Here is a 25,432-nt window from a genome sequence, read left to right as displayed (position 1 = left end):
AGAGCAGCGACGAGGGTGGAGGTCCCCCGGTGAAGGCATGGCGTGTCCACAGCAACGGTGAACCGCGCGAGGCGATGCGGCTGGAGGAGGTCCCGGACCCCGAGCCCGGCCCCGGCCGGCTGCTGGTGCGCGTACGGGCCGCGAACGTCAACTTCCCCGACGCGCTGCTGTGCCGCGGCCACTACCAGGTCCGGCCCCCGCTCCCCTTCACCCCCGGGGTCGAGCTGTGCGGCGAGGTCGTGGCGGCGGGGGAGGGGACGGCCACCGCGGCCGGCACCCGGATCATCGCCCAGCCCGACCTGCCCCACGGCGCCTTCGCCGAACTGGTGGCGGTCGACGAGGCCCGGTGCGCGCCCGCCCCCGCGGCGCTCGACGACGCCGAGGCCGCCGCCCTGCACATCGGCTACCAGACCGGCTGGTTCGGCCTCCACCGCCGCGCCCGCCTCCGCAGCGGCGAGACGCTGCTGGTCCACGCCGCCGCCGGGGGCGTGGGCAGCGCCGCCGTCCAGCTCGGCAGGGCGGCGGGCGCGACCGTGATCGGCGTGGTCGGCGGCCCGGAGAAGGCGTCGGTGGCCCGGGAGCTGGGCTGCGACGCGGTGATCGACCGGCACGCGGTCGACGGGGTGCGGGGTCTGGCCGAGGCGGTCAAGGAGGCCACCGGCGGGCACGGCGCCGACGTGGTCTACGACCCCGTCGGCGGCGACGCCTACACCGCCTCCACCAAGTGCGTCGCCTTCGAGGGCCGCATCGTGGTCGTCGGCTTCGCGAGCGGCACCATCCCCGCCCCCGGCCTCAACCACGCCCTGGTGAAGAACTACTCGGTCCTCGGCCTGCACTGGGGCCTGTACAACACCCACGACCCGGCCGCCGTGCGCGCCTGCCACGGGGAACTGGTCGCGCTCGCCGAGCGGGGCGCGGTCAAGCCGCTGGTGAGCGAGCGGGTGCCGATGGAGGGCGCGGCCGACGCCGTCCAGCGCGTCGCCGACGGCACCACCACCGGCCGGGTCGTCGTCCGGCCCTGAGCCCCGGCCCCGCCGCACCGCGCCCCCGGACCGTCCACCGGCCCGGGGGCGCTGCGCTCAGTCCTGTGCGTGGCGCTTCAGCTCGCGGCGCGCCAGGGAGCGCTGGTGGACCTCGTCGGGCCCGTCGGCGAGCTGGAGCGTGCGGGCCGCCGCCCACAGCTCCGCCAGCGGGAAGTCCTGGCTGACCCCGCCCGCGCCGTGCAGCTGCACCGCCCGGTCCAGGATGCCCACGACCGCCCGCGGCACCGCGATCTTGATGGCCTGGATCTCGGTGTGCGCGCCCCGGTTGCCGACGGTGTCCATCAGCCAGGCCGTCTTGAGCACCAGCAGCCGCAGCTGCTCCACCGTCACCCGGGCGTCGGCGATCCACTGCTGGACGACGCCCTGCGCGGCCAGCGGCCCGCCGAAGGCGGTACGGGTGGCGGCACGGCGGCACATCAGCTCGATCGCCCGCTCGGCCATGCCGATCAGCCGCATGCAGTGGTGGATGCGGCCCGGACCGAGGCGGGCCTGGGCGATGGCGAACCCGCCGCCCTCCTCGCCGATCAGGTTGGCCACGGGCACGCGGACGTCGTGGAAGAACACCTCGGCGTGGCCGCCGTGGTCGTGGTCCTCGTAGCCGTAGACCTTCATGGCGCGGCGGACCTCCACGCCCGGGGTGTCGCGCGGCACCAGCACCATCGACTGCCGGCGGCGGATGTCGGCGGCGTCCGGGGCGGTCTTGCCCATGACGATGAAAATCTCGCAGTCGGGGTGCATCGCGCCGGAGATGTACCACTTGTGGCCGGTGACGACGTACTCGTCGCCCTCCCGCCGGATCCGCGTCCGGATGTTGGTGGCGTCCGAGGAGGCGACCTCCGGCTCGGTCATGGCGAAGGCCGACCGGATCTCCCCGGCCAGCAGCGGCTTCAGCCACCGCTCGCGCTGCTCGGCGCTGCCGAACTGCGCCAGCACCTCCATGTTGCCGGTGTCCGGCGCGGCGCAGTTGGTCGCGGTCGGCGCGAGCCGCGGGCTGCGGCCGGTGATCTCCGCCAGCGGCGCGTACTGGAGGTTGGTCAGCCCCGCGCCGTACTCGGTGTCCGGCAGGAAGAGGTTCCACAGGCCCCGCTCGCGGGCCGCGGCCTTCAGCTCCTCCACCACCGGCGGGACCTGCCAGGGGGAGTCCAGCCGCGCGCGCTGCTCCTCGGCCACCGCCTCGGCCGGGTGGACGTGCTCGTCCATGAAGGTCAGCAGCCGCTTCCGCAGCTCCTCGGTACGGGCGTCGAATGCGAAGTCCATGGCTGCCTAGCCCTTCCGGAGCGTGGTGAGGCCGTTCTCGACGAAGAGGGGGACGAGGGCGCCGATGCGGTCGAAGCCCGCGCCGACGGTCTGCCCCAGGGTGTAGCGGTAGTGGATGCCCTCCAGGATCACCGCGAGCTTGAAGTAGGCGAACGCGGTGTACCAGGCGATGGCCGACACGTCGCGCCCCGAGAGCGCCGCGTACCGCTCGACGAGCTCCTCGGGCCCGGGGTGGCCGGCCGCCTCGCGCGTGGTCGCGATGGGCGCGCCGGGCACGTGCCGCTGGCTGCTGTACATCACCAGCAGGCCGAGGTCGGTGAGCGGGTCGCCGAGCGTGGACATCTCCCAGTCCAGGACGGCGGCGATCGTGCCGTCCGGGCCGGCGAGCACGTTGTCCAGCCGGTAGTCGCCGTGGACGACCGCGGGCGCGGGCGAGGCCGGCAGCCGTGCGCCGAGGGAGGCGTGCAGCTCGTCGATGCCCGGCAGGTCGCGGTTGCGGGAGGCGTCCAGCTGCTTGCCCCAGCGCCGCAGCTGCCGCTCCAGGAACCCCTCGGGCCGTCCGAAGTCCGCCAGGCCGACGGAGGCGGGGTCGACCGCGTGCAGCTCGACGAGGGTGTCCGCCAGGGAGAGCACCAGCTCGCGGGTGCGCTCCGGGCCGAGCGGGGCGAGCTGCTCGGCGGTGCGGTACGGGGTGCCCTCCACGTACTCCATCACGTAGAAGGGCGCCCCGAGGACGGACTCGTCCTCGCACAGCAGCACCGTGCCGGGGACGGGGACGCCGGTCGGGCCCAGCGCGCTGACCACCCGGTGCTCGCGGGCCATGTCGTGCGCGGTGGCCAGCACGTGCCCCAGCGGCGGACGCCGCACCACCCAGCGGGAGGTACCGTCGGTCACCCGGTAGGTCAGGTTCGACCGCCCGCCCTCGATCAGCTCCGCGCTCAGCTCCCCCCGGACGAGCCCGGGGCGCTCGCGGTCCAGGTGCGCGCGCAGCCGCGCGGGATCGAGGCCCGGTGGATGGTGCTCGGTCATCGGATGGCTCCTCGCGGGGAGAGGGTGGTCGTACGGTACCGAGCCATGATGCCGACCAGTCGGTATGGAGTCCAGAGGGGTCGGGAAAACGGGATGACCGCGCGGCCCGCCGGATGGTCCACTCGGACCCATGGCCCGGACGACGCACTCGACCGCATCCGCCGCCGCCCCTTCCCCGCCGCGGCCCTTCCGCTGGAACCTGGCCCGCTCCCCGGAGCGGGGCCGCCCCGACCGGCTCGGCGCGCTCGCGGCGCGGGACGGGGCGGCCGACCTGTGGTACCTGGAGGAGCTCACCGCCTGCGCCGCCAGGGTCCTCGCCCGCTCCGGCGCCGGGGACCTGTGCTTCGTCGGCCGCTCCCTGGACAGCATGTACGACCTGCTCACCGGCGCCGTCGAGGACGTGCCGCCGCGGGACCGGCCGGTCCTGCGGCGGCTCCCGGTCTCCAGCCTCGGCCTCCTGCACGGGATGGCGCCCGAGGTCCGGACACGGCTGCGCGAGCACCTCGCGGCGGCCGGCCTGAGCCCGTACGACCTGGCCCGCCGCGGGCGGCCGGTCGCGCTGGTGGACGTGGTGCACTCCGGCGGCACCTTCGCCCTCCTGCACCGCGAGCTCGCGGACTGGATCGAGGAGAGCCGCGAGCCCTGGCCGGTGATCCGCCGCGTGCTGCGGTACGTCGGGGTCACCGAGCGCGGCAGGACCAGTCCCCACCACTGGCGCTGGCAGCAGCACGAGGACCACGCCTGGACGCGCACGCTGCCCGCCGGCCACGTGGTGAACGTCTCGCTGCACGGGGCGGTGTGGGACTGGCTGGGGAACCGGCAACCGAAGGTGAACCACTCGTTCCACCTGGGGCGCTGGTTCGACGAGGACGCCGGCCGGCCGCCCCGCCACCCCGAGCTCCCCCGGGCGCTCGCCGAATCCCTGGCCCTGGTCGCCGCGGGCCGCACGCCGGCGGTGCGCGAGGCCCTGGCCCGGGGCGCGCTCGCCGACCCCGCCGCGGACCGCGCGGTCCGCTCCCTGGCCCACCGGCTGCGGCACGCCCCGCGCCGCCGCCCGAAGGGGGTCCGGCGGCGGGCGCGCTGAGGCGGCACCCGGGAAGGCGCCGGGGAGGCGGCCGTCAGCGGGAGCCGGGGAGGGCGGCGCGCGCCAGGGAGACGGTCTCCTCGGGTGTGCCGTCGATGGGGACGACGGCGCCCGCCTCGTCCTCCGCCAGCGGCTCCAGGGTGTCGAGCTGGGAACGCAGCAGCTCCGGCGGCATGAAGTGGCCCCTGCGTGCCGACATGCGCGAGGCGATCAGCTCCGGGGAGCCGTCCAGGTGGACGAAGAACAGCTCCGGGGCGGCCTCGCGGAGCCGGTCCCGGTAGCGGCGCCTGAGCGCGGAGCAGGTCACCACCCCGCCGCGCGCGCCCCGCTCCCGCAGCCACTCGGCGATGGCGTCCAGCCAGGGCCGGCGGTCCTCGTCGGTCAGCGGAACGCCCGAGCTCATCTTCTCCACGTTCGCGGGAGGGTGGAAGTCGTCGGCGTCCGCGTACGGCACGCCCAGCGCCCCGGCCAGACCGGTGCCCACCGTCGTCTTGCCGGAACCGGACACACCCATCACCACGACGAGCGGGCTCACCACAGCAACACCACCACCCCACAGATCGGCACGGCCAGCGTACAGATGACCGCGGACAGCGCCCCGGAAACCCCCAGCGGCACCGGCCGGGGAACGGCCAGCTCCCGGGAGCGGCGGGCCGCCGAGGCCGCCAGCGCCACCCAGGCGGCCGCCGACACCGCCGCCCACCACACCGCGTCCCCGGCACCGTGCGCCGCCCGGCGCGCCGCCAGCACCGCCACCACGGCGGAGGCCAGCACGGTGCGCCGCCACGCCAGCCGGGTGCGCTCGGGCTGCGCGGCCGGGTCGCGCGCGGGACCGCCCGAAACCGCCGGTCCCCCCGCCCGCTCCCGGCTCACCGGCCGAGCCCGCCCAGCAGCACCCCGGTGCCCACCAGCAGCGCGGCCAGCGCCGTGCCCAGCGCCAGCAGGACGGGGAAGCGCGACATCGGCAGGTCCTCGCCGCGCCGCATCGCCCGTTCGGTGCGCAGCCAGTGGTTGACCGCCCGCACCGCGCACAGGGCGCCGCCGGCCAGCAGCACCACGGCGGTCGCCGTCCGCACCCCGGCGCGCATCCCGGTCAGGAACTGGTCCACTGCCAGCCCGCCGCCCACCAGCGCCAGCGAGGTGCGGATCCACGCCAGGAACGTCCGCTCGTTGGCCAGGGAGAACCGGTAGTCCGGGGTCTCGCCCTCGGCCCGCATCCGCTCCGGCGCCCACCACAGCCGCGCCGCCGCCCGGAAACCGCTGATCATGCCCCGACCCTAGACGGCCCCGGCGCCGCGGCGCGCCCGGTGCCACGCCCCCAGGCGCCGGTGGCACTCCAGCCCGTCGGGCACCACGTCCCACTCCGGCAGCCGGCGCTCCACCTCCTCCTCCGGCAGGAACGCCCACCAGGCGACCTCCTCGGCCTGCGGGGCCACCGGCAGCTCGCAGCGCACCTCGTACACCGACAGGAACCAGGCGTGCTCCGGCGACTCGTACAGGAACTTCAGCCGGTACTCCGGGCGCGGCAGCCCGCTCACCCCCAGCTCCTCCTCGGCCTCCCGCAGCGCCGCCTCGCCGTACTCCTCGCCGGCGCCGACCACGCCCCCGACCACCACGTCGTACAGCGAGGGGAAGACCGGCTTCCCCGGGGTGCGGCGGTGCACGAAGATCCGCCCCTCGGCGTCGTACACCCGCACCGAGACGCAGCGGTGCCGCAACCGCCGCGCGGTGGCCTCACCGCGCCGCGCCCGCCCGACCACCCGGTCGTGCTCGTCCACGACGTCCAGCAGCTCGTCCGCGGACCGGCCCGCGATCTCCTCGGTCATCCGGCCATCAAAGCAGCTCCGGGGGGGTGCCGCGCACCGGGAGCGGGGGCTACCCTCCGGTTCACCAGCGAGGGCGGACCGGGGACGGGTGGGCCGATGGCGTACGACGCCGACGTGATCGTGATCGGGGCGGGACTGGCCGGGCTCGCGGCCACCGCCGAGCTGGCCGACGCGGGCCGCAGGGTGATCCTGCTCGACCAGGAGCCCGCGGGCTCCCTCGGCGGCCAGGCGCACTGGTCCTTCGGCGGCCTGTTCCTCGTCGGCTCGCCCGAGCAGCGCCGCCTGCGCGTCCGCGACAGCCGGGAGCTGGCCTGGCAGGACTGGCTCGGCACGGCCGGCTTCGACCGCGAGGAGGACGCCTGGCCGCGCCGCTGGGCCGAGGCGTACGTCGACTTCGCCGCCGGCGAGAAGCGGGCCTGGCTGCGCGCCCAGGGGGTGCGGTTCTTCCCCGTCGTGGGCTGGGCCGAACGCGGCGGCTACGGGGCCACCGGCCACGGCAACTCGGTACCGCGCTTCCACATCACCTGGGGCACCGGGCCCGGCCTGGTCGAGCCCTTCGCGCGGCGCGTGCGGCAGGGGGCCGGCCGGGGCCTGGTGGACCTGCGCTTCCGGCACCGCGTCACCTCCCTGACCCGCAGCGCCGGCGCGGTGGACACCGTCGCCGGCGAGGTGCTGGCCCCCAGCGACGCCCCGCGCGGCGCCGCCACCGGCCGCGAGGTGGCCGGCACCTTCGAGCTGCGCGCCCAGGCCGTGATCGTCGCCTCCGGCGGCATCGGGGGCAACCACGAGCTGGTCCGCGCCAACTGGCCGGAGCGCCTGGGCACCCCGCCCGGGCGGATGCTCTCCGGTGTCCCCGCCCACGTCGACGGCGCCATGCTCGGCATCGCGGAGGGGGCCGGCGGCCGGGTCGTCAACCGCGACCGGATGTGGCACTACACCGAGGGCATCGAGAACTGGGACCCCGTCTGGGACCGGCACGGCATCCGCATCCTGCCCGGACCGTCGTCGCTGTGGCTGGACGCCACCGGGAAGCGGCTGCCGGTGCCGCTCTTCCCCGGCTTCGACACGCTCGGCACCCTGGAGCACATCATGCGGACGGGCCACGAGTACACCTGGTTCGTCCTCACCCGGAAGATCATCGAGAAGGAGTTCGCGCTCTCGGGCTCCGAGCAGAACCCCGACCTCACCGGCCGCAGCGTCCGCCGGGTCCTCGGCCGCGCCCGCTCCGGCGCCCCCGGGCCGGTGAGGGCCTTCATGGACCGGGGAGCCGACTTCGTCGTCGAACGCGACCTGTCCGCCCTGGTGCGCGGCATGAACGCCCTCACCGGCGACGACCTGATCGACGAGGACGCCCTGCGGCGCGAGATCACCGCCCGCGACCGGGAGATCGGGAACCCCTTCACCAAGGACCTCCAGATCACCGCCGTCCGCGGGGCCCGCACCTACCTCGGCGACAGGCTGATCCGGGTCGCCCCGCCGCACCGCCTGCTGGACCCGCAGGCGGGGCCGCTGATCGCGGTGCGCCTGCACGTCCTCACCCGCAAGACCCTCGGCGGACTGGAGACCGACCTGTCCGCCCGCGTCCTGACCGGTGACGGCACGCCGCTGCCCGGCGTCTACGCGGCCGGGGAGGCCGCCGGGTTCGGCGGCGGGGGCATGCACGGCTACCGCTCTCTGGAGGGCACCTTCCTGGGCGGCTGCCTGTTCTCGGGCCGCACCGCCGGACGGGCGGCGGCGCGGGCCCTGGGCTGACGGCCCGCCCGCGCCGCGGGCGGTGAGGGGCCCCTGCCGGGGAGCGGCCCCGGAGGAGGCCGGACAGCGCGGAGCCCCCCGCGGACCTCCGCGGGGGGCTCCCCTACTGCCGTGTCCGGAGGGGGACTTGAACCCCCACGCCCGATAAAGGGCACTAGCACCTCAAGCTAGCGCGTCTGCCATTCCGCCACCCGGACAGGTGAACGCCGCCGACAGCGACGTGTAAACCATAGCACTGCGCCGGGTCCGGGCGATCACCCCCGCCCCGGTCCTGTGCGGCGGCGGCCGCAGGCGGGAGGATGGGTCCGGATCCCGCAACAGGAGGAGGCAGTGTGAGCGAGCCGAACGCGGCCACGACCGCGGCGGACACCGTCAGGGGCGAGGACGAGGTCGTGGACCTGTGCCGCGACCTCATCCGGATCGACACCAGCAACTACGGAGACCACTCGGGGCCGGGCGAGCGGGCCGCGGCCGAGTACGTGGCGGAGAAGCTCGCGGAGGTGGGGCTGGAACCGGAGATCATCGAGTCCCACCCGGGCCGGGCCTCGACCGTCGCCCGGATCGAGGGGGAGGACCCCTCCCGGCCCGCCCTCCTCATCCACGGCCACACCGACGTCGTCCCGGCGAACGCGGACGACTGGACCCACCACCCGTTCTCCGGCGAGATCGCCGACGGCTGCGTGTGGGGCCGCGGGGCGGTCGACATGAAGGACATGGACGCGATGACGCTGGCGGTCGTCCGCGACCGGCTGCGCACCGGCCGCAGGCCCCCGCGCGACGTCGTGCTGGCCTTCCTCGCGGACGAGGAGGCCGGCGGCACCTACGGGGCCCGCCACCTGGTGGAGCGGCGCCCGGAGCTGTTCGAGGGCGTGACCGAGGCGATCGGCGAGGTCGGGGGCTTCTCCTTCACCGTCAACGAGAAGCTGCGGCTGTACCTGGTGGAGACCGCCGAGAAGGGCATGCACTGGATGCGCCTGACGGTGGAGGGGACCGCCGGGCACGGCTCGATGACCAACACCGACAACGCGATCACCGAGCTGTGCGAGGCCGTGGGGCGGCTGGGCCGGCACCGGTTCCCCGTGCGGGTCACCAAGACCGTCCGCTCCTTCCTCGACGAGCTCTCCGACGCCCTCGGCGTCGAGCTGGACCCCGAGAACATGGACGAGACCCTGGAGAAGCTGGGCGGCATCGCCAAGCTCGTCGGGGCGACCCTGCGCAACACCGCCAACCCGACGATGCTCGGCTCGGGCTACAAGGTCAACGTCGTCCCCGGCCAGGCCACCGCCCACGTCGACGGGCGCTTCCTGCCGGGCCACGAGGAGGAGTTCCTGGCCGACCTGGACCGGATCCTGGGGCCGCGGGTGCGGCGCGAGGACGTGCACGCCGACAAGGCGGTGGAGACCACCTTCGACGGCGCGCTGGTGGACGCCATGCAGACCGCGCTGCGGGCCGAGGACCCGATCGCCCGCGCCGTCCCCTACATGCTCTCCGGGGGCACGGACGCGAAGTCCTTCGACGACCTGGGCATCCGCTGCTTCGGCTTCGCCCCGCTGAAGCTGCCGCCGGAGCTGGACTTCGCCGGGATGTTCCACGGCGTGGACGAGCGGGTGCCGGTGGAGGGCCTGAGGTTCGGCGTGCGGGTGCTGGACCGCTTCCTCGACCGGTGCTGAGGCCCGGGGCCGGACGCCGGCGCCCGGCCCCGTTATTCGCCCTTGTGTGCGTCTGTCACCAGGACGGGTGAAAGCCGCCGGCGGCCGTAGCTCGGTTCCTCCCCTGTCGTTACAGGGAGTGCGGTCCGCGGCTGGGATCGCATTGCCAACTAGGAGGAACAATGATCAAGAAGGTTGTCGCTGTTGCGGCCGCCACCGGCGGCCTGGTGCTCGCGGGCGCGGGTGTCGCCGCCGCCGACTCCGGCGCGGCGGGCGCCGCCGTCGGCTCCCCCGGTGTGGTCTCCGGCAACGTCGTTCAGGTGCCGATCCACATCCCGGTGAACGCGTGCGGCAACACGGTCAGCGTGATCGGGCTGCTGAACCCCGCCTTCGGCAACTACTGCGTCAACAAGTGACGTTGCGGCCGGGCGTCTGAGTGCCCGGCGCGCGGCGGCCCCGGAGCGCACCCCGTGCGCTCCGGGGCCGCCGCTTCGGCGGGTGGGAGATCGAGGAGTGCCCTCCGCCCGCGTCGCAACCGTAGAACGCAAGGCACCCGCACAGTAAGGGCAAGGGGAAGTACACATGCGACAGGTCACCAGGAAGGGCCTGATCACCATCGCCGCGGCCGGCGGAGTGCTGGCCATCTCGAGCGGCCAAGCCCATGCCGACGCCGGTGCCCAGGGCGCGGCCGTCGGTTCGCCGGGCGTGCTGTCGGGCAACACCGTCCAGGCTCCCGCGCACGTGCCGGTGAACGCCTGCGGCAACACCGCGACGGTCGGCGGCGGTCTCAACCCCGCCTTCGGCAACCGCTGCGCCAACGAGGGTTCCCACCCGGGCGGCCACGACCACGGCGGTCAGGACTGGGGTGGCCACGACCAGGGCGGCCACCAGGGCGGCCACGACCAGGACGGCCGGGACTGGGACGGCCACGACCAGGGCGGCCACGACCAGGGGCACGAGGGCGGCCACCGCGGCGGCCACCGGTCCCCGGACACCCACCGGCCGGCCGACGGCGGTGCCAGGGCCGAGGGCGGCTCCAAGGGCTCGCCGGGCGTGCTGTCGGGCAACACCGTCCAGGTTCCGGTGCACGTGCCGGTGAACGCCTGCGGCAACACCGTGGGCGTGGTCGGCGCCCTCAACCCGGCCATGGGCAACTCCTGCACCAACGACTCCGGGCCCGCCCCCGAGAAGCCGGGCGAGCCGGAGGAGCCGAACGAGCCCGGCGAGCCGGAGGAGCCGAACAAGCCCGGCAAGCCCGAGCGGCCGGAGGAGCCGAACAAGCCCGGCAAGCCCGAGCAGCCGAAGGACCAGGACAAGCCCCGCCCCGAGGCCCCCGGGCACGAGGCCGGAAAGCCTGCTCCCGAGGTGCTCGGCGGCGAGCTGGCCAAGACCGGCGACTCGGTCCTGGGCGCCGTCCTGCCGGTCGGCGCCGGCGTCATGCTCGGCGGCGCCCTGCTCTACCGGCGTGCACGGGCGCGGCTCGTGCGCCGCTGAACCGTCCTGCCACGGGGTCTCCCGGCGGCAGGGCACGGCAAGGAGCGGGTCCGCCCCCGATCACCACGGGGCGGGCCCGCTCCGCGCCGTGTCGCACATCACCAGGTGGCGTGCAGTTGGCGGATGATCCGCCGGCGCAGCCGCACCTGGCGGCTGCCGTCGGAGTTGAGCCTCAGGCGGTCCAGTTCCCAGTGTCCGTACTCGGCGTGGTCGGTCAGCAGACGCGTGGCGGCCCGGCGGGACACCCCGCGCGGGACGTAGACATCGCGAAATTCGTATTCCGGCATCACATCTATTGTGCGGGCAGGGGCCCGGTACGGATAGCGTCTGCTCTATGTCTGATGCTGCGCAGCCCGGTGCTGCCGAGGTACGAGCCGCCGCCGAAGCCCTGAAGAACGCGCTGGACCGTCACCTCGAAGCCGTCGAACGACGGTCCGCCGAGGGGGACGACGCCGCCGGCGCCGCCCGGGCCGAGGCCGCCGTCCATGCCGCGTTCGACGAGCTCGCCGCGGCGGGAGAGGCGTACGACGAGCTGTTGTACGAGGTCTACGACGAGGTCACCCCCTTCGAGATCCCGGGGGGCGAGGGCATGCCCCCCTACGCCGGGCCGGAGGAACCCGGCTCCCTCAGCGTCCTCATCCGCCGCGACTACGCCGTCGTCGAGCCGCAGCGGCTGATGGCCCAGGCCCAGCGCGTCACCGCCCTCGACCCGGACTCGGCGGACGCCGACGAGGCGGCACTGGAGGGGCCCTTCGCCGGAAGCGGCGTGCACGCCGCCCTCAGCGTGCTCTTCGGCGAGTACGAGCCCGACGAGATCGCCACCCGGCACGAGGAGTTCGGGCTGGAGGAGGGCGACTCCACGCTGTGGGTGATGGCGGGCGAGGAGCCCGCCGAACCGGGGGAGTGGCTGGCCTCGCCCTTCGAGGCGGCCGACCCCGAGCGGGTCGTCTGCCGCTTCGACGTCAGCACCGTCTTCGACGACGAGGAGGACGGCTTCTACGGCAAGGGCGACTAGGGGCCGGGGCCGACGCGGACGGGGACGGACGCGCGGGGGCGGCGGGCGACCGGCCCGGCCCCTTCCCGTCCGGCCTCCCCGGGCCGGGCGGAGAGAGGGGCCGGGCCGCTCCGTCAGCCCGCCGGCCGCTCCGTCAGCCCGCCGGCCGCTCCGTCAGCCCGCCGACCGCTCCGCGGCCGCCTGTGCGCGCAGCAGCGTGCGCAGGCGGGTCGTGCGCTGCCGGGCCGGCCCCTGGGCCACCGCCTGCGGCAGCGCCTGATCCACCCCGTGGACCACGGACAGATGGCGCTCGCCCCGGCTGAACGCCGTGTACACCCAGGCCCGGTCCAGGAGCTGGGCCGCGTCCCCCGGCAGCACCACCACGGCCGCCGGCCAGCGCATGCCCACGGCCTGGTGGGCGGTGATCGCCCAGCCGTGCCGCACGGTGTCCGCCACCCGCTCGCGCGGGACGGTGACGGTGCGCCCGGCGCACTCCAGCCGCAGCCCCTCCGCGTCGCCGGAGACCACCGTGCCCGGCGCCGTGCGGCCGGGGCCCGGGGAGTGGACGACCCGGTCGCCCGGATCGAAGCCGCCGAACCGGCCCGGACCGGGGTTGAGCCGCTCCTTGAGCGCGGCGTTGAGCACCCGCGTCCCCGCGGCGCCACCGTGGCCGGGAGTGATCACCTGGGTCTGCTCGGCGGGCACCCCGATCGCCCTCGGCACCGAGTCGCAGACGAGCTGCACGGTGCGGTGCACCGCCTCCCCGGCGTCGCGCACGGGGACGATCACGACCTCCCTGCCGGGCGCCTCCACCCGGTTCAGCTCGCCGGCGCCGATGCCCGACACCAGTTCGCCGACCGGCCCCGGATCGGGGGTGCGGGAGACGACCTGGGGGCAGACGCGCGCGGCGACCAGATCGGCCAGCACCTGGCCGGGGCCGGCGGCGCCGAGCAGGTGCGGATCGCCGCTGAGCACCAGCCGGGCCCCGTCCGGCAGCGACTCCACCAGGGCCGCGGCGCGTTCGACGTCGAGCTGGGGGGCGTCGAGCACGACGAGCAGGTCCAGCGCGTACGCTCCCTCCTCGTCCCGGCCGGGGCCCTCCCGCCCGGCCAGCAGGCCGTCGACGGTCAGCGCGGCCGGCCCCGGCCCCGCGTCCCCGCCGTCCCCGGCGGCGCCGTCCGGCGGGCCGAGCAGCTCCGCCAGCCGCCGCCGGCCGTCCTCGCTGTGGGCGGCGGCGTAGGCCCGCAGGCCCAGCGAGCGGGCCGCGGCCACCAGCGCCGCGGGCTCGGCGCGGGCGGCCTCGCCCCCGGTGTGCACCACCAGGCCGCTGCGGGCGGCCGCGCCGACCAGTTCGGCCGCCGACGGGGTGGGGGCGGCCGCCGCGGCCCTCCGCCACCCCTCGGCCTCCTCCCCGCCGGGCGGGACGAAGGTGGAACCCAGCCGGGCCAGCCCCTCGGCCAGGCCCTCCTCGGCGAGGGCGTACCGGTCCAGGCCGAGCAGCAGCCGCACGGGCCGCCCGCCGTCCTCCCCGCCGTCCTCCGGCTCCCCGGGTCCGCCGGCCGTGCCCGCGGACCCGGTGCCGTCCTCCTCCGCGTCGTCCTCGAAGGCCAGGACGGCTCCCTCGTCGACGGCCGAGCCCACGGCGCCGTCCGGATCGGGGACGGCGTACCGGCCCAGGCCCTCGGCGAGGGCGGAGGGCGGCAGGACGGTGTGCCCCGACAGCGCGGCCCGCTCCAGCAGCCAGACCGCCAGGGCCCCGGTCCGCCGCTCGTCCCCCGGGCCGCACGCGGGCCCCAGCAGGGCGCGGGCGAAGCCGTCCGCCTGCTCCGGCAGCACGCCGGGGACCGCCAGCAGCTGCCACGGATCCGCGCGCAGGACCTCCTCGGCCCCCTCGCCCAGGGCCCGGACCGCCCGGGCGCCCAGTGCGGCGGGCGCCCCGCCCTCGGCGAGCAGCCCGGCGAGCCCCTCCGGCACGGCGACCGGCCCCTCCGCCTCCGGCCCGCCGGGGGCGGGTGCGGGACGGGGGGCGGCGGGGCGCCGGGTGCGCGGGGCGGGCCGGGGCTCGGCGAAGAACTCGGCGGCGGAGCGCTCCCCGCTCTCCACGGCCCGCACGGCGGCCATCAGCTCGGCCGCCGTGTTCCGGGCGGCGGCCGGCGGGCCGTCCCGTCCCGGACGGCCCGCCGGCCGCGGGTCGTCGTGGTCCGTGCCGTCCGTGCGGTCGGGGTGGTCGGCGCTGGACGCGGTCACAGCGTGCTCCAGTCGTGATCGGGGTAGCGGTGCACGGGCGCCGACACGTCGTCCAGCGCCCGGCAGATCTCGTCAGGAAGAGTAAGGCTCTCCACTGACAGGGCCTCCCCGAGCTGCTGCGCCGTGCGTGCTCCGACCACCGGCGCGGCCACGCCGGGCCGGTCCCGGACCCAGGCCAGCGCCACCTGGAGCGGGGTGACGGCCAGCCCGTCGGCCGCTATGGCCACCGCGTCCACGATCCGCGCCGCCGCCTCGTCCAGGTACGGCTCGACGAAGGGCGCCAGGTGCTCCGAGGCGCCGCGCGACCCGGGGGGCGCGCCGCCCCGGTACTTGCCGGTGAGCACGCCCCGCCCCAGCGGTGAGGACGGCAGCAGCCCGATCCCCAGGTCCAGGGCGGCCGGCAGCACCTCCCGCTCCACGCCGCGCTGGAGCAGGGAGTACTCCATCTGGGTGCTGGCCAGCCGGGTGCGCGTTCCGGGTGCGGCGAGCTGCCAGGTGGCCGCCTTGGCCAGCTGCCAGCCGCAGAAGCCGGCCACCCCCGCGTAGCGGGCGCGGCCGCTGCTCACCGCGGTGTCCAGGGCCTGGAGGGTCTCCTCCAGCGGGGTGCGGGGGTCGTAGGCGTGGATCTGCCACAGGTCCACGTAGTCGGTGCCCAGCCGCTCCAGGGAGGCGTCCAGCGCGGACAGCAGGTGGCCGCGCGAGCAGTCGGAGGGCCGGTCGGGGTCGGCGACGCCGCCGGCCTTGGTGGCGATGACCAGGTCCCGGCGCGGCACCAGGTCCGCCACCAGCCGTCCCAGGAGGTACTCGGCCCCGCCGTCGGCGTACACGTCCGCGGTGTCCACCAGCGTGCCGCCGGCCTCCCAGAAGGCCTTCAGCAGACCGGCCGCCTCCCGCTCCCCGGTGTCCCGCGCCCAGGTGAGGGTCCCCAGCCCGATCCGGGATACGCGGAGGCCGGTGTGGCCCACGTGCCTGTGCTCCATGGGCGTTGAGCGTACTTGCGGTGCGCGCTAGAGTCCCGGGGACAGGCACGTTACTGATCGGTAAGGGGAGCGCGGATGCGGCTCGGGATCAACCTCGGCTACTGGGGAGCCGGGATGGACGCGGACAATCTCGCGGTCGCCAAGGAAGCCGACCGCCTCGGCTACTCCGTCTGCTGGGCGGCGGAGGCCTACGGATCGGACGCGGCCACCGTGCTCGCCTGGGTCGCCGCCCAGACCGAGCGGATCGACGTGGGCTCGGCCATCTTCCAGATCCCGGCCCGCACCCCCGCCATGACGGCCATGACCGCCGCCACCCTCGACACCCTCTCCGGCGGCCGCTTCCGGCTGGGGCTGGGCGTCTCCGGCCCGCAGGTCTCCGAGGGCTGGTACGGGGTGCGGTTCGACAAGCCGCTCGCCCGCACCCGCGAGTACGTGGAGATCATCCGCAGGGCGATGTCCCGCGAGCGCCTGACCCACACCGGCGAGCACTGGACCCTGCCGCTGCCCGACGGCCCCGGCAAGCCGCTGAAGCTGACCGTGCACCCGGTGCGCGAGCACATCCCGCTGTACATCGCCGCCATCGGGCCGAAGAACCTGGAGCAGACCGGCGAGATCGCCGACGGCGCCCTGCTGATCTTCTTCTCGCCCGACCACGCCGAGGAGACCACCCTCGGCGCGCTGCGCGCCGGGCGCGAGAAGGCGGGCAAGACCCTCGACGGCTTCGACGTGGTGCCCACCGTGCCCCTGGCCGTCGGCGACGACGTCGACGCCCTGGCCGACGCCTTCCGCCCCTACACCGCGCTGTACGTGGGCGGCATGGGCAGCCGCAAGCAGAACTTCTACAACAGGCTCGCCCAGCGCATGGGGTACGAGAAGGAGGCCGCCGAGATCCAGGACAGGTACCTGGCCGGCGACAAGGAGGGCGCCGCGGCGGCCGTGCCCCGGCAGCTCATCGACTCCACCGCGCTGCTCGGGCCGGTCGACCGGATCGCCGACCGGATGCGGGCCTACGCCGAGGCCGGGGTGACCACCCTGTCGCTCTCGCCGGCGGGCTTCACCCTGGAGGAGCGGATCGCCGCGCTGCGCGCCGGCGTGGAGGCCCTGGAGCGCTCCGGCACCGCCTGACGGCGCGCGCGGAGCGGCCGGACGCCGGCGCGGCCGCCCGCCCGCGGCGCTCCACGGCCGTGGCGGGGGCTCGGGGTCTCCCCGCCACGGCCGTCTCCCGGCACAACGCCCCCGGGCCCCGGAGGTCACGCCCGGCGCCCGGGGCACCTCCGTTCGGCGCAGGCGGCGCGGTGAGCTGTTGCCGACGCCCGTCCGCGCGGCTTGACTCGTCTTCTGCGGACGCGTCCATGGAGGTACCGGGCCATGTTCTGGACGAGGGACCTGCCGGGGGAGGTCCTCGGCGACGGCGAGACGTTCCGGCTGCTGTGCTCCCTGGCCGCCGCCGCACTGGCCCGCGAGGGCCGCGAGACCTGCCGGATCGCCGCGCTCGTCCCCGACGGGCTGCGCGACCTGGCGCCCGCGATGGCCCGGCACGGCGCCCGGCAGGAGCGGGACGCCCGGCTGCTGGGCGCGCTGCCCGCGGCCCGCGGCCTGGAGGCGGTGGAGGTCCCCCCGGAGGCGGACCACGCCCGGCTCCTGGAGCGGCGGGGGAGCTGCCCGGTGCACGTCAGGACGTACCGCGGCGGACCGGTCAGCGAGCGGGACGTCCTCGCCCACCTCGCCCACGGGTACGTCACCGCCGCACGGGCGGCGGCCCGGCTGGAGGGCGCCGCCGCCCGGCTCACCGAGTGGCCGCAGGCCGCCGGCGCGGTCCTGGAGGCCGCCGCGGCCGCCCGGGACCGCCTCGCCCACTGCCGTGAGGGGCTGCTGCGCTTCGCGCGGGCCGGGCACGGCGCCGCCGTCCGGCTGGTGGTGCGGGAGAACACGCTGGCGGAGGCCGCCGTCCACCGGGACGTCTCCCTGGCCGTGCTGGCCCGCGCGGGCCGGCTGCTGGGCTGGAGCACGGCCCGGTCGGTGGCGCTGGAGGCGCGGGTCCAGGCGGCGTACGCGTACGAGCGGGCGGCCGGCCGGCACCGTGCGGCGCCCTTCCTGCCGCCCCTGCCGCCCGGCCCCACCGCCCGCCCCGCCGCGCCGCGGGAGCCCGGCGGGAGCGGCGCGCCCGCCGGAGCCGGCGCCCCCGGTGCCCCCGGCGGTCCGCCCGGGGAGGCCGCCGGGACCGCTACAGCCAGCCGCGGCGCCTGAAGAACCGGTACAGGCCCAGGCTCGCGGCCGCCGTCAGCGCCAGCACCGCCGGGTACCCCAGCGGATGGTGCAGTTCGGGCATGTGGGCGAAGTTCATGCCGTAGACCCCGGCGATCATGGTGGGGACGGCCGCCATGGCCGCCCACGCCGAGATCTTGCGCATGTCGTCGTTCTGCTGGACGCCCACCTGCGCCAGGTAGGCGGAGAGGATGTCCGACAGCAGCCGGTCCAGCGCCTCGACCTGGTCGCCGGCGCGGGTCAGGTGGTCGGCGACGTCCCGGAAGAACGGGCGGGAGCCCTCGGGCACGAACGGCATCCGGGTGCCGGCCAGCCGCTCCACCGGGTCGGTCAGCGGCCCGGTGGCCCGGCGGAACCGCAGCACCTGCCGCTTGAAGGCGTAGACGCGGCCCGCGGTGTCGCCCCCGGCCCGGCCGTCCGGTGTGAAGACCGCCTCCTCCAGCTCCCCCAGATCGGCCTGGAGCCGGGCCGCCACCTCCAGGTACTGGTCGACGACCGCGTCGCTCACCGCGTACATCACCGCGGCCGGCCCGTGCCGGAGCAGCTCGGGCCGGTGCTCCAGCCGTTCGCGCACCCCGTCCAGCGGGTTGACGTCGCCGTGCCGCACGGAGATCACGAAGGAGTCGCCGACGAGCAGCATCAGCTCCCCGGTGCGCACCCGCCCCGGGGGCGAGTCGTAGGCCACCGGTTTGAGCACCAGGAACAGCGAGTCCCGGTAGAGCTCCAGCTTGGGGCGCTGACGCGCCGAGAGCACGTCCTCCACCGCCAGCGGGTGCAGTCCGAACTCCTGGGAGAGACGGGCGAGTTCCTCGCCGGTGGGCTCGTGCAGCCCGATCCACAGGAAGGAGCCGCCGAAGCCGCGGGCCGTGCGGAGCGCCTCGGCGAGGCCGGCCGGCTCCTCGGCCCGCCGGCCGTCCCGGTAGACCGCGCAGTCGACTATCACCTCGCCATTCTGCCCGCGCCGGCCGCGGACCGGTACGGGCGCCGCCCGCTCCGGGAAACTCCCGCCCGCCGGGCCGCCCGCGGTCTCGCCTACGCTGGCAGCCATGCCCACGCTGCTCCTCGTCCGGCACGGCCGGTCCACCGCCAACACCTCGGGATTGCTCGCCGGCCGCACCCCCGGCGTCCGCCTGGACGACCTGGGCGCCGCCCAGGCCGCCGCGCTCCCCGGACGCCTGGCCGCGCTGCCGCTGGCCGCCGCCGTCCACAGCCCGCTGGAACGCTGCCGCCAGACCCTGGAGCCGCTGTCGCGGGCCCGGCCGGAGCTGCCGCTGCACACCGAGGAGCGCATCGGGGAGTGCGACTACGGGGACTGGACCGGCCGCAAGCTCGCCGAGCTGAACGACGAGCCCCTGATGGCGGCCGTCCAGCAGCACCCCTCCTCCGTCGCCTTCCCCGGCGGGGAGACGATGCGCGGCATGCAGGCGCGCGCGGTGGAGGCCGTACGGGAGTGGAACGAGCGGATCGAGCGGGAGCACGGCGCCGACGCCGCCTACCTGATGTGCTCCCACGGCGACATCATCAAGTCCCTGGTGGCCGACGCCCTCGGCCTGCACCTCGACCTCTTCCAGCGCATCCACGTCGAGCCCTGCTCCGTCACCGCCATCCGCTACACCCCCGTGCGCCCCTTCCTGCTGCGCCTGGGCGACACCGGCGACCTCGCCTCCCTGGCGCCCCGCGAGCCGGACGGAGCCGCGGGAGGGCAGGCGGCCGGCGACGGGGGCAACGCGGCCGTCGGGGGCGGGGCTTAGCGTCCGCGGGCGTCCGCGGGCGTCCGGGGCGTCCGCGGGCGGCCGGCGGATCCGCGGGCTTCGCGCCCGGGTACCGCGTACGGGCCCGGCGGACGGCACGGTGATCGCCGGGCGCAGTAGGGTGCCAGTGACCCAGCAGTCGAGCCGATGGAGCAGGACGTGTCCCGTCAGGTGTTCCTCTACGACCCTCCGGAACGCTTCGTGGCCGGCACGGTCGGGCTGCCTGGCCGCCGGACGTTCTACCTCCAGGCGTCCGGGGCCGGCCGCACCACCAGCGTCGCCCTGGAGAAGGCGCAGGTCGAGGCGTTGGCCGAGCGCATCGACGAACTCCTCGACGAGGTCGTGCGGCGCACGGGGGGGAGCGCGCCGGTGCCGGCCGTCGCCCCCGCCGAGACGGCCGACAACGCGCCGCTGGAGACCCCGGTGGAGGAGGAGTTCCGGGTCGGCACCATGGCGCTGGCCTGGGACGGCGAGGACGAGTGCGTGGTCGTCGAGGCGCAGGCCCTGGTGGCGCTGGAGGCCGAATCCGACGAGGAGCTCGCCGAGGCCGAGGAGATGCTGCTGAGAGACGACGAGAACGGCCCCCCGATGCTGCGGGTGCGGATCAGCGGGGCCATGGCCAGGGCCTTCGCCAAGCGCGCCCTGGAGGTCGTCCGGGCCGGCCGGCCGCCGTGCCCGCTGTGCAGCCTGCCGCTCGACCCGGAAGGACACGTGTGCCCGCGCCAGAACGGATACCGCCGACAGCCGTGACACGCGCCGGGACCGGGGCGACGGACCCCTCGCAGCCGCCGCGGCCGCCGGCCCCACCGGAGGCCGCCCTGCTGGCCGGGGGCGGGCTGACGGTGCGCGGACGGCTCCGCGAGGCGTCCAACGCGGTGCTGTACTGCACGGTCGGGGACGGCGGGCGCGAAGTGCCCTGCGTGTACAAGCCGGTGCGCGGGGAGCGGCCGCTGTGGGACTTCCCCGACGGCACCCTGGCGCGGCGCGAGGTGGCGGCGTACGAGATCTCCGAGGCGCTGGGCTGGCACCTGGTGCCGCCGACCGTGCTGCGTGACGGCCCGTACGGCGAGGGCATGTGCCAGCTGTGGATCGGGCCCCGGCCCGACGGGCCCGGCGGAGCGGAGGGGCAAGGCGGGGAGGAGCCCCGCGAACCGGGCGGCGGGCTCCTGGCCCTGGTGGAGGACGGAGACCCCGGGGAGGGGTGGAAGCCGGTCGGCCTCGTCGACGTGGGGGAGGGGCGCACCGCCCTGCTGGTGCACGCCGACGACGCGCGGCTGCGCCGCCTCGCCGTCCTCGACGCGGTGATCAACAACGCCGACCGCAAGGGCGGCCACCTGCTGGCCACCGCCGACGGACGCCTGTACGGCATCGACCACGGTGTGACCTTCCACACCGACGACAAGCTGCGCACGCTGCTGTGGGGCTGGGCCGGCGAACCGCTGCCCGCCGAGGTCCTGGAGCCGCTGCGGAGGCTGTCGGCGGCCCTGGACGGCGGCCCCCTGGCAATCCGGATGGGCGAGCTGATCAGCCCCGCGGAGCTGGACGCCCTGCGCGGGCGGGTCCGCGGGCTCCTGGAGACCGGGCGCCACCCGCTGCCCGGCGGCGACTGGCCGGCCGTCCCCTGGCCGCCGATGTGACCGGGGCGCGACCGGCGGTGGCTCGGATCCCACTCGTGGGCTCCACCAATCGCCGGTTACGCTCGTGACCATGCATGCCTGGCCCGCTTCCGAGGTGCCCGCCCTGCCAGGTCAGGGCCGCGACCTCAGCCTCCACGACACCGCGACCGGCGGACGGGTGACCCTCGCCCCCGGCCCCGTCGCCCGCCTCTACGTCTGCGGCATCACGCCCTACGACGCCACCCACATCGGGCACGCGGCGACCTACAACGCCTTCGACCTCGTGCAGCGCGTGTGGCTCGACACCAAGCGGCAGGTTCACTACGTGCAGAACGTCACCGACGTCGACGACCCGCTGCTGGAGCGGGCCGCCGCCACCGGTGAGGACTGGACGGCCCTCGCCGAGCGCGAGACCGCCCTCTTCCGCGAGGACATGACCGCCCTGCGGATGCTCCCGCCGCGGCACTACGTCGGCGCCGTCGAGGCCATACCGCGGATCGTCCCGATCATCGAGCGGCTGCGCGAGGCCGGCGCCACCTACGAACTCGACGGCGACGTCTACTTCTCCGTCTCCGCCGACCCCCGCTTCGGCTCGGTCTCCCGGCTGGACGCCGACACGATGCGGCACCTGTCGGCGGAGCGCGGCGGCGACCCCGACCGGCCCGGCAAGAAGAACCCGCTGGACCCGATGCTGTGGATGGCCGCCCGCGAGGGCGAGCCGGCCTGGGACGGCGGATCGCTCGGCCGCGGCCGCCCCGGCTGGCACATCGAGTGCGTCGCGATCGCCCTGGAGCACCTGGGCATGGGCTTCGACGTCCAGGGGGGCGGTTCCGACCTGGCCTTCCCCCACCACGAGATGGGTGCCTCGCACGCCCAGGCCCTCACGGGCGAGTACCCGATGGCCAAGGCGTACGTGCACGCCGGGATGGTCGCCCTGGGCGGCGAGAAGATGTCGAAGTCCCGGGGGAACCTGGTCTTCGTCAGCAGACTGCGCGGCGACGGGACGGACCCGGCCGCGATCCGCCTGGCGCTGCTGGCCCACCACTACCGCTCCGACTGGGAGTGGACGGACGCCGTCCTGGACGAGGCGGTCGCGCGCCTGGACCGCTGGCGTGCCGCCGTCTCCCGCCCCGACGGCCCTCCGGCCGACGAGCTGGTGGAGGAGATCCGCGAAGCCCTCGCCGACGACCTGGACGCCCCCGCCGCGCTGGCCGCCGTCGACCGCTGGGCCGAGCACCAGCGCACCGGCGGCGGCACGGACACCGGGGCGCCCGGCCTGGTGTCGCGGGCCGTGGACGCCCTGCTGGGCGTCGCACTCTGACGGACGGACCCCGGCGGAGCGGACGGACGGCACCGCCCCCGTCCCCGCCGCCGCCGCCCGCCGGGCGGCGGGACGGACGCGCTCGGGGCCGGCGGTGAGCGCCGCACGCCCCCGCCGGCCCCGCGGCACCCTGCGCCGGCGGTCAGCCGTCCTTCCCCGGGGAACCGCCGTCCCCCTCGTCGTCGGACGCCTCGTCGTCCTCGCCGCGCCCCCCGGGGGGCCCGGACTCCCCGGCGCCCTCGCCGGGCGCCTTCGGCGTGCGCCCCAGCCCCCCGGAGGGGTCGCGCAGGTACGAGCCGCCCTCGGACGCCGTCGCCCCGCCCCCGGCGTGCCCGTGGGCGCCGGGCTGGCCGTCCCGCCGCCGCAGGTAGCGCTCGAACTCCTTGGCGATCGCCTCGCCCGACGCCTCCGGCAGCTCCGCGGTGTCGCGGGCCTCCTCCAGCGACTGCACGTACTCGGCGACCTCGCTGTCCTCGGCGGCGAGCTGGTCCACGCCCAGCTGCCAGGCCCGCGCGTCCTCCGGCAGCTCGCCCATCGGGATCCGCACGTCCAGCAGGTCCTCCAGCCGGTTGAGCAGGGCGAGCGTCGCCTTGGGGTTGGGCGGCTGCGAGACGTAGTGCGGCACCGCGGCCCACAGGCTCACGGCCGGCACCCCCGCGTGCGCGCACGCCTCCTGCAGGACGCCGACGATGCCGGTGGGGCCCTCGTAGCGGGACTCCTCCAGGTCCATCGTGCGGGCCAGGTCCGGGTCCGAGGTCGTGCCGGTGACCGGCACCGGCCGGGTGTGCGGCGTGTCGCCGAGCAGCGCGCCGAGCACGACGACCATCTCCACGCCGAGTTCGTGGGCGAAGCCCAGGATCTCGTTGCAGAACGACCGCCAGCGCATGCTCGGCTCGATGCCGCGCACCAGCACCAGGTCGCGGGCGCGGCCCCGGCCGTCGGCGTCGCCGATCCGCACCACCGACAGCCGGGTCGTCGGCCAGGTGATCTTGCGCACACCGTCCTCCAGCCACACCTGGGGGCGGTTGACCTGGAAGTCGTAGTAGTCCTCGGCATCCAGCGCCGCGAAGACCTCGCCCTTCCACTCCCGCTCCAGGTGGGCGACCGCGGCGGAGGCGGCGTCACCGGCGTCGTTCCAGCCTTCGAACGCGGCCACCATGACCGGGTCAACCAGCTCGGGAACCCCCTCGAGCTCGATCACCCAGTGCCTCCTTCCGGCCGACCGGAGCACCTGCTCCGTACCGGCTGACGTTCCTCTACCGTGCGGGCCCAGCCTACGGCGTGACCGTGCCCGCGCCGCAGCCCCCGCATTCCTCCCGGGAGGCTTTTCGGGACGAGGGGGACGCGGATGCGTCCGGATAAGGGCGCGGGTGCCCCGAGACGTCCGGCGGTTTCCGGAGGGCCGCCGGACCAGCACTGAACCGGTGTATTGCGGCGGGCGGCACGGCCGTCGGAGGATCGCCTGGAGCCGCCGGGCACTGCCGGGGACCACCGCAGGAGGGCACGAGGATGACCGGACACACCGGAACGCGGGAGATCGGCCGCACCGGGGTGCGGCTGCCGCCGCTGGGCCTGGGCTGCGCGCCCATCGGCAACTTCCGCCGCCCCGTGGACGGGGAGCAGGCCCGCGCGGTCGTCGAGGCGGCCCTGGAGGAGGGCTGGAGCTACCTGGACACCGCACCGCACTACGGCGTGGGCCTGTCCGAGGAGCGCCTCGGCCGGGCCCTGGCCGGACGCGACCGCGCCTCGTACACGCTCTCCACCAAGGCCGGACGGCGGCTGCGCCCGCTGGGCGAGGGCGAGGCCCCGCCCGACGGCGAGGGCTTCGTCGACACCCCGCCGCGCGTCCGCGTGTGGGACCTGAGCCGCGACGGCATCCGGGCCACCGTCGAGGCGTCCCTGGAGCGGCTGGGCACCGACCGGGTGGAGATCGTGCTGCTGCACGACGTGGAGAACCACGTCCGCGAGGTGTACGAGACCGGCTTCCCCGCGCTGGCCGAGCTGCGCGCCGAGGGGCTGGTGCGGGCGATCGGCTTCGGCATGAACCACAGCGACCACCTCGCCCGCCTCACCGCCGACCTCGACGTCGACGTGGTGCTGTGCGCGGGCCGCTGGACGCTGCTGGACCACCGCGCCGCCGCCGACCTGCTGCCCGTCTGCGAGCGGCGCGGCACCTCGGTCGTCGTCGGCGGGGTCTACAACTCCGGGCTGCTCGCCGACCCCCGCCCCGGCGCCCACTTCGACTACCGCGAGGCGCCGCCGGAACTGGTGGAGCGGGCGCGGCGCATCCAGGAGGTGTGCGGGGAGTTCGGCGTGCCGCTCCGGGCGGCCGCGCTGCGCTTCCCCTTCGGCCACCCGGCGGTGGCCTCGGTGGTCGTCGGGTGCTCCAGCGCGGCGGAGGTGCGGGACAACGCGCGGATGTTCGCCCGCGAGGTCCCGGAGGAGCTGTGGCACGCGCTGGTCGAGCGCGGCCTGCTGGCGGAGGGGATCCCGCTGCCGGTGGGCTGAGCGGGCCGGCCCCCGGCCACCGGCCCGGGGGCTCACCCGTGCACGTCGTGGAGGTGGTGGACGGGGTCGTGGATCATGTAGCGGGCGAGGGACTCCACCGTGAAGCGGGAGCCGTCGCTGCGGGTGCCGGTGCGCTCCCACTGCTCCCCCGCCACTGCGGCGAGCCGGGCCGCCAGCGCCTCGCCCGCCTCCGACAACTCCCCGGCGACCCGGCGCGGGTCCTGCTCGCCGTAGCGCTCGGCGACGGCGGTGGCGTCCTGGTCCCAGTCGGGGAAGGCGGGATCGTCCTCGGTGAGCATCAGCCGCAACCGCTCGTCGAAGATCCGGAAGACGTCCCGGACGTGGCAGGCGTACTCCAGCGGGGACCACACGTCCGGCGCGGGGCGCTCGCGCACGCCGGGGCGCTCCAGCACCGGGAGCCAGGCCGCGGCGTTCTCGCGCAGCAGCGCCGGCACGTCACCGCCCCGGACGGGACGGGTGTCGAGGCCGCACTCGGGACAGGGGCGCTCCAGCACCCAGGTCCAGTTCTTGGTGTCGGGTGTGATCATGTCCCGAGCATCCCGCGGCCGGGGCCGCCGGCACCAGCGAGACCTCCTTCACCCGACGGTGTAGCGGC

At 76.0% G+C, this 25,432-nt stretch carries 26 protein-coding genes and 1 tRNA gene; 14 read left to right on the top strand and 13 right to left on the bottom strand.

Going from position 1 to position 25,432, the window contains the following annotated elements; genetic code table 11:
• Window positions 1–29: 29 nt before the first annotated feature.
• Window positions 30–1,022 (top strand): NADPH:quinone oxidoreductase family protein, encoded by a 993-nt coding sequence (locus tag ACFSJS_RS18285; RefSeq protein WP_380901645.1) that lies wholly within the window; start codon window positions 30–32, stop codon window positions 1,020–1,022.
• 57 nt (window positions 1,023–1,079) lie between these two features.
• Here ACFSJS_RS18285 and ACFSJS_RS18280 read toward each other — a convergent pair whose 3' ends face one another.
• Window positions 1,080–2,300 carry an acyl-CoA dehydrogenase family protein gene (locus ACFSJS_RS18280; RefSeq protein ID WP_380901643.1) on the bottom strand — a complete coding sequence of 407 codons (1,221 nt, stop codon included), beginning with the start codon at window positions 2,298–2,300 and terminating at the stop codon, window positions 1,080–1,082.
• Between the two features lie 6 nt (window positions 2,301–2,306).
• Window positions 2,307–3,329 (bottom strand): phosphotransferase family protein, encoded by a 1,023-nt coding sequence (locus ACFSJS_RS18275; RefSeq protein ID WP_380901641.1) that lies wholly within the window; start codon window positions 3,327–3,329, stop codon window positions 2,307–2,309.
• Between the two features lie 130 nt (window positions 3,330–3,459).
• Here ACFSJS_RS18275 and ACFSJS_RS18270 point away from each other — a divergent pair, with 130 nt between their 5' ends.
• Entirely contained in the window at window positions 3,460–4,413 is a 954-nt protein-coding gene (locus tag ACFSJS_RS18270) for a hypothetical protein (protein ID WP_380901639.1), read from the top strand.
• 34 nt (window positions 4,414–4,447) lie between these two features.
• On the opposite strand, the gene ACFSJS_RS18265 is transcribed toward ACFSJS_RS18270, so the two are convergent.
• The 4 genes from ACFSJS_RS18265 to ACFSJS_RS18250 are packed head-to-tail and all read right to left on the bottom strand — an operon-like array spanning window position 4,448 to window position 6,239.
• Complete coding sequence (locus tag ACFSJS_RS18265) at window positions 4,448–4,927, bottom strand: gluconokinase (protein WP_380901805.1); 480 nt, start codon at window positions 4,925–4,927, stop codon at window positions 4,448–4,450.
• A 17-nt stretch (window positions 4,928–4,944) separates the two neighbouring features.
• Window positions 4,945–5,286 carry a DUF202 domain-containing protein gene (locus ACFSJS_RS18260; RefSeq protein WP_380901637.1) on the bottom strand — a complete coding sequence of 114 codons (342 nt, stop codon included), beginning with the start codon at window positions 5,284–5,286 and terminating at the stop codon, window positions 4,945–4,947.
• Window positions 5,283–5,681 (bottom strand): YidH family protein, encoded by a 399-nt coding sequence (locus tag ACFSJS_RS18255; protein WP_380901635.1) that lies wholly within the window; start codon window positions 5,679–5,681, stop codon window positions 5,283–5,285. The genes ACFSJS_RS18260 and ACFSJS_RS18255 overlap by 4 nt, the downstream gene beginning before the upstream one ends.
• Window positions 5,682–5,690: 9 nt before the next feature.
• Entirely contained in the window at window positions 5,691–6,239 is a 549-nt protein-coding gene (locus ACFSJS_RS18250; RefSeq protein WP_380901633.1) for an NUDIX domain-containing protein, read from the bottom strand.
• 96 nt (window positions 6,240–6,335) lie between these two features.
• On the opposite strand from ACFSJS_RS18250, the gene ACFSJS_RS18245 reads away from it, so the two are divergent.
• On the top strand, window positions 6,336–7,991 hold the full coding sequence (locus ACFSJS_RS18245; RefSeq protein ID WP_380901631.1) for an FAD-binding dehydrogenase: 1,656 nt from the start codon (window positions 6,336–6,338) through the stop codon (window positions 7,989–7,991).
• 112 nt (window positions 7,992–8,103) lie between these two features.
• Here ACFSJS_RS18245 and ACFSJS_RS18240 read toward each other — a convergent pair.
• A tRNA-Leu gene (locus ACFSJS_RS18240) sits at window positions 8,104–8,188 on the bottom strand.
• Window positions 8,189–8,290: 102 nt separating this feature from the next.
• On the opposite strand from ACFSJS_RS18240, the gene ACFSJS_RS18235 reads away from it, so the two are divergent.
• The 3 genes from ACFSJS_RS18235 (at window position 8,291) to ACFSJS_RS18225 (ending at window position 11,134) form a co-directional block, all read left to right on the top strand.
• Entirely contained in the window at window positions 8,291–9,661 is a 1,371-nt protein-coding gene (locus tag ACFSJS_RS18235) for a M20/M25/M40 family metallo-hydrolase (protein ID WP_380901629.1), read from the top strand.
• Window positions 9,662–9,822: 161 nt separating this feature from the next.
• The gene (locus tag ACFSJS_RS18230) at window positions 9,823–10,056 is read left to right on the top strand and encodes a chaplin (protein WP_380901627.1); all 234 of its coding nucleotides are present in this window, start codon (window positions 9,823–9,825) and stop codon (window positions 10,054–10,056) included.
• A 166-nt stretch (window positions 10,057–10,222) separates the two neighbouring features.
• Window positions 10,223–11,134, top strand: a complete 912-nt coding sequence (locus ACFSJS_RS18225) for a chaplin (RefSeq protein ID WP_380901625.1) — start codon at window positions 10,223–10,225, stop codon at window positions 11,132–11,134.
• A 98-nt stretch (window positions 11,135–11,232) separates the two neighbouring features.
• Here the strand turns inward: ACFSJS_RS18225 and ACFSJS_RS18220 are convergent, their stop codons facing one another.
• Window positions 11,233–11,421 carry a DUF5703 family protein gene (locus ACFSJS_RS18220; RefSeq protein WP_380901623.1) on the bottom strand — a complete coding sequence of 63 codons (189 nt, stop codon included), beginning with the start codon at window positions 11,419–11,421 and terminating at the stop codon, window positions 11,233–11,235.
• 47 nt (window positions 11,422–11,468) lie between these two features.
• On the opposite strand from ACFSJS_RS18220, the gene ACFSJS_RS18215 reads away from it, so the two are divergent.
• Window positions 11,469–12,149: a hypothetical protein gene (locus ACFSJS_RS18215; RefSeq protein ID WP_380901621.1), complete on the top strand. Its 681-nt coding sequence runs from the start codon at window positions 11,469–11,471 to the stop codon at window positions 12,147–12,149.
• A gap of 153 nt (window positions 12,150–12,302) precedes the next feature.
• On the opposite strand, the gene ACFSJS_RS18210 is transcribed toward ACFSJS_RS18215, so the two are convergent.
• Together ACFSJS_RS18210 and ACFSJS_RS18205 are read right to left on the bottom strand one after the other, a co-directional pair.
• Complete coding sequence (locus ACFSJS_RS18210) at window positions 12,303–14,249, bottom strand: helix-hairpin-helix domain-containing protein (protein WP_380901803.1); 1,947 nt, start codon at window positions 14,247–14,249, stop codon at window positions 12,303–12,305.
• A gap of 122 nt (window positions 14,250–14,371) precedes the next feature.
• Window positions 14,372–15,355 carry an aldo/keto reductase gene (locus ACFSJS_RS18205; protein WP_380901619.1) on the bottom strand — a complete coding sequence of 328 codons (984 nt, stop codon included), beginning with the start codon at window positions 15,353–15,355 and terminating at the stop codon, window positions 14,372–14,374.
• Window positions 15,356–15,430: 75 nt separating this feature from the next.
• Here ACFSJS_RS18205 and ACFSJS_RS18200 point away from each other — a divergent pair, with 75 nt between their 5' ends.
• Window positions 15,431–16,480 (top strand): LLM class F420-dependent oxidoreductase, encoded by a 1,050-nt coding sequence (locus ACFSJS_RS18200; protein WP_380901617.1) that lies wholly within the window; start codon window positions 15,431–15,433, stop codon window positions 16,478–16,480.
• A gap of 243 nt (window positions 16,481–16,723) precedes the next feature.
• Window positions 16,724–17,602: a ferritin-like domain-containing protein gene (locus tag ACFSJS_RS18195; RefSeq protein WP_380901615.1), complete on the top strand. Its 879-nt coding sequence runs from the start codon at window positions 16,724–16,726 to the stop codon at window positions 17,600–17,602.
• Here ACFSJS_RS18195 and ACFSJS_RS18190 read toward each other — a convergent pair.
• Window positions 17,580–18,563 carry a magnesium and cobalt transport protein CorA gene (locus tag ACFSJS_RS18190; RefSeq protein ID WP_380901801.1) on the bottom strand — a complete coding sequence of 328 codons (984 nt, stop codon included), beginning with the start codon at window positions 18,561–18,563 and terminating at the stop codon, window positions 17,580–17,582. The two genes, ACFSJS_RS18195 and ACFSJS_RS18190, sit on opposite strands and share 23 nt — an antisense overlap.
• A gap of 103 nt (window positions 18,564–18,666) precedes the next feature.
• Between ACFSJS_RS18190 and ACFSJS_RS18185 the strand changes: the two genes are divergently transcribed.
• The 4 genes from ACFSJS_RS18185 to mshC all read left to right on the top strand — a co-directional run bounded on the left by ACFSJS_RS18185 (window position 18,667) and on the right by mshC (window position 22,308).
• Window positions 18,667–19,371 carry a histidine phosphatase family protein gene (locus ACFSJS_RS18185; protein ID WP_380901613.1) on the top strand — a complete coding sequence of 235 codons (705 nt, stop codon included), beginning with the start codon at window positions 18,667–18,669 and terminating at the stop codon, window positions 19,369–19,371.
• A 159-nt stretch (window positions 19,372–19,530) separates the two neighbouring features.
• The gene (locus ACFSJS_RS18180) at window positions 19,531–20,121 is read left to right on the top strand and encodes a DUF3090 domain-containing protein (protein ID WP_380901611.1); all 591 of its coding nucleotides are present in this window, start codon (window positions 19,531–19,533) and stop codon (window positions 20,119–20,121) included.
• Entirely contained in the window at window positions 20,085–21,008 is a 924-nt protein-coding gene (locus ACFSJS_RS18175) for an SCO1664 family protein (protein WP_380901609.1), read from the top strand. Before ACFSJS_RS18180 ends, ACFSJS_RS18175 begins: the two co-directional genes overlap by 37 nt.
• A 70-nt stretch (window positions 21,009–21,078) precedes the next feature.
• Window positions 21,079–22,308 (top strand): cysteine--1-D-myo-inosityl 2-amino-2-deoxy-alpha-D-glucopyranoside ligase, encoded by a 1,230-nt coding sequence (gene mshC, locus ACFSJS_RS18170; protein WP_380901607.1) that lies wholly within the window; start codon window positions 21,079–21,081, stop codon window positions 22,306–22,308.
• A 142-nt stretch (window positions 22,309–22,450) separates the two neighbouring features.
• Here the strand turns inward: mshC and ACFSJS_RS18165 are convergent, their stop codons facing one another.
• Window positions 22,451–23,509, bottom strand: coding sequence for a PAC2 family protein (locus ACFSJS_RS18165; RefSeq protein ID WP_380901605.1), 1,059 nt, complete (start codon window positions 23,507–23,509; stop codon window positions 22,451–22,453).
• Window positions 23,510–23,817: 308 nt separating this feature from the next.
• Between ACFSJS_RS18165 and ACFSJS_RS18160 the strand changes: the two genes are divergently transcribed.
• Window positions 23,818–24,816: an aldo/keto reductase gene (locus ACFSJS_RS18160; protein ID WP_380901603.1), complete on the top strand. Its 999-nt coding sequence runs from the start codon at window positions 23,818–23,820 to the stop codon at window positions 24,814–24,816.
• Window positions 24,817–24,848: 32 nt separating this feature from the next.
• On the opposite strand, the gene ACFSJS_RS18155 is transcribed toward ACFSJS_RS18160, so the two are convergent.
• A complete protein-coding gene (locus ACFSJS_RS18155) occupies window positions 24,849–25,364 on the bottom strand; it encodes a DinB family protein (protein WP_380901601.1) in 516 nt (171 codons plus the stop codon).
• Window positions 25,365–25,432: the final 68 nt, after the last annotated feature.

It is taken from the genome of Streptomyces desertarenae (assembly GCF_042681365.1).
Taxonomy (GTDB): Bacteria; Actinomycetota; Actinomycetes; order Streptomycetales; family Streptomycetaceae; genus Streptomyces; species Streptomyces desertarenae.
This window is presented reverse-complemented; position numbering and strand designations above follow the sequence as displayed.

What these genes read in the sequence shown, in the direction of transcription:
- mshC (WP_380901607.1), top strand. Translation starts at nt 21,079, where the DNA reads ATGCATGCCTGGCCCGCTTCCGAGGTGCCCGCCCTGCCAGGTCAGGGC.
- ACFSJS_RS18255 (WP_380901635.1), bottom strand. Translation starts at nt 5,681, where the DNA reads ATGATCAGCGGTTTCCGGGCGGCGGCGCGGCTGTGGTGGGCGCCGGAG.
- ACFSJS_RS18265 (WP_380901805.1), bottom strand. Translation starts at nt 4,927, where the DNA reads ATGGGTGTGTCCGGTTCCGGCAAGACGACGGTGGGCACCGGTCTGGCC.
- ACFSJS_RS18235 (WP_380901629.1), top strand. Translation starts at nt 8,291, where the DNA reads ATGGGTCCGGATCCCGCAACAGGAGGAGGCAGTGTGAGCGAGCCGAAC.
- ACFSJS_RS18230 (WP_380901627.1), top strand. Translation starts at nt 9,823, where the DNA reads ATGATCAAGAAGGTTGTCGCTGTTGCGGCCGCCACCGGCGGCCTGGTG.
- ACFSJS_RS18155 (WP_380901601.1), bottom strand. Translation starts at nt 25,364, where the DNA reads ATGATCACACCCGACACCAAGAACTGGACCTGGGTGCTGGAGCGCCCC.
- ACFSJS_RS18210 (WP_380901803.1), bottom strand. Translation starts at nt 14,249, where the DNA reads ATGGCCGCCGTGCGGGCCGTGGAGAGCGGGGAGCGCTCCGCCGCCGAG.
- ACFSJS_RS18270 (WP_380901639.1), top strand. Translation starts at nt 3,460, where the DNA reads ATGGCCCGGACGACGCACTCGACCGCATCCGCCGCCGCCCCTTCCCCG.
- ACFSJS_RS18225 (WP_380901625.1), top strand. Translation starts at nt 10,223, where the DNA reads ATGCGACAGGTCACCAGGAAGGGCCTGATCACCATCGCCGCGGCCGGC.
- ACFSJS_RS18215 (WP_380901621.1), top strand. Translation starts at nt 11,469, where the DNA reads ATGTCTGATGCTGCGCAGCCCGGTGCTGCCGAGGTACGAGCCGCCGCC.
- ACFSJS_RS18275 (WP_380901641.1), bottom strand. Translation starts at nt 3,329, where the DNA reads ATGACCGAGCACCATCCACCGGGCCTCGATCCCGCGCGGCTGCGCGCG.
- ACFSJS_RS18195 (WP_380901615.1), top strand. Translation starts at nt 16,724, where the DNA reads ATGTTCTGGACGAGGGACCTGCCGGGGGAGGTCCTCGGCGACGGCGAG.
- ACFSJS_RS18160 (WP_380901603.1), top strand. Translation starts at nt 23,818, where the DNA reads ATGACCGGACACACCGGAACGCGGGAGATCGGCCGCACCGGGGTGCGG.
- ACFSJS_RS18220 (WP_380901623.1), bottom strand. Translation starts at nt 11,421, where the DNA reads ATGCCGGAATACGAATTTCGCGATGTCTACGTCCCGCGCGGGGTGTCC.
- ACFSJS_RS18185 (WP_380901613.1), top strand. Translation starts at nt 18,667, where the DNA reads ATGCCCACGCTGCTCCTCGTCCGGCACGGCCGGTCCACCGCCAACACC.
- ACFSJS_RS18245 (WP_380901631.1), top strand. Translation starts at nt 6,336, where the DNA reads ATGGCGTACGACGCCGACGTGATCGTGATCGGGGCGGGACTGGCCGGG.
- ACFSJS_RS18250 (WP_380901633.1), bottom strand. Translation starts at nt 6,239, where the DNA reads ATGACCGAGGAGATCGCGGGCCGGTCCGCGGACGAGCTGCTGGACGTC.
- ACFSJS_RS18205 (WP_380901619.1), bottom strand. Translation starts at nt 15,355, where the DNA reads ATGGAGCACAGGCACGTGGGCCACACCGGCCTCCGCGTATCCCGGATC.
- ACFSJS_RS18200 (WP_380901617.1), top strand. Translation starts at nt 15,431, where the DNA reads ATGCGGCTCGGGATCAACCTCGGCTACTGGGGAGCCGGGATGGACGCG.
- ACFSJS_RS18280 (WP_380901643.1), bottom strand. Translation starts at nt 2,300, where the DNA reads ATGGACTTCGCATTCGACGCCCGTACCGAGGAGCTGCGGAAGCGGCTG.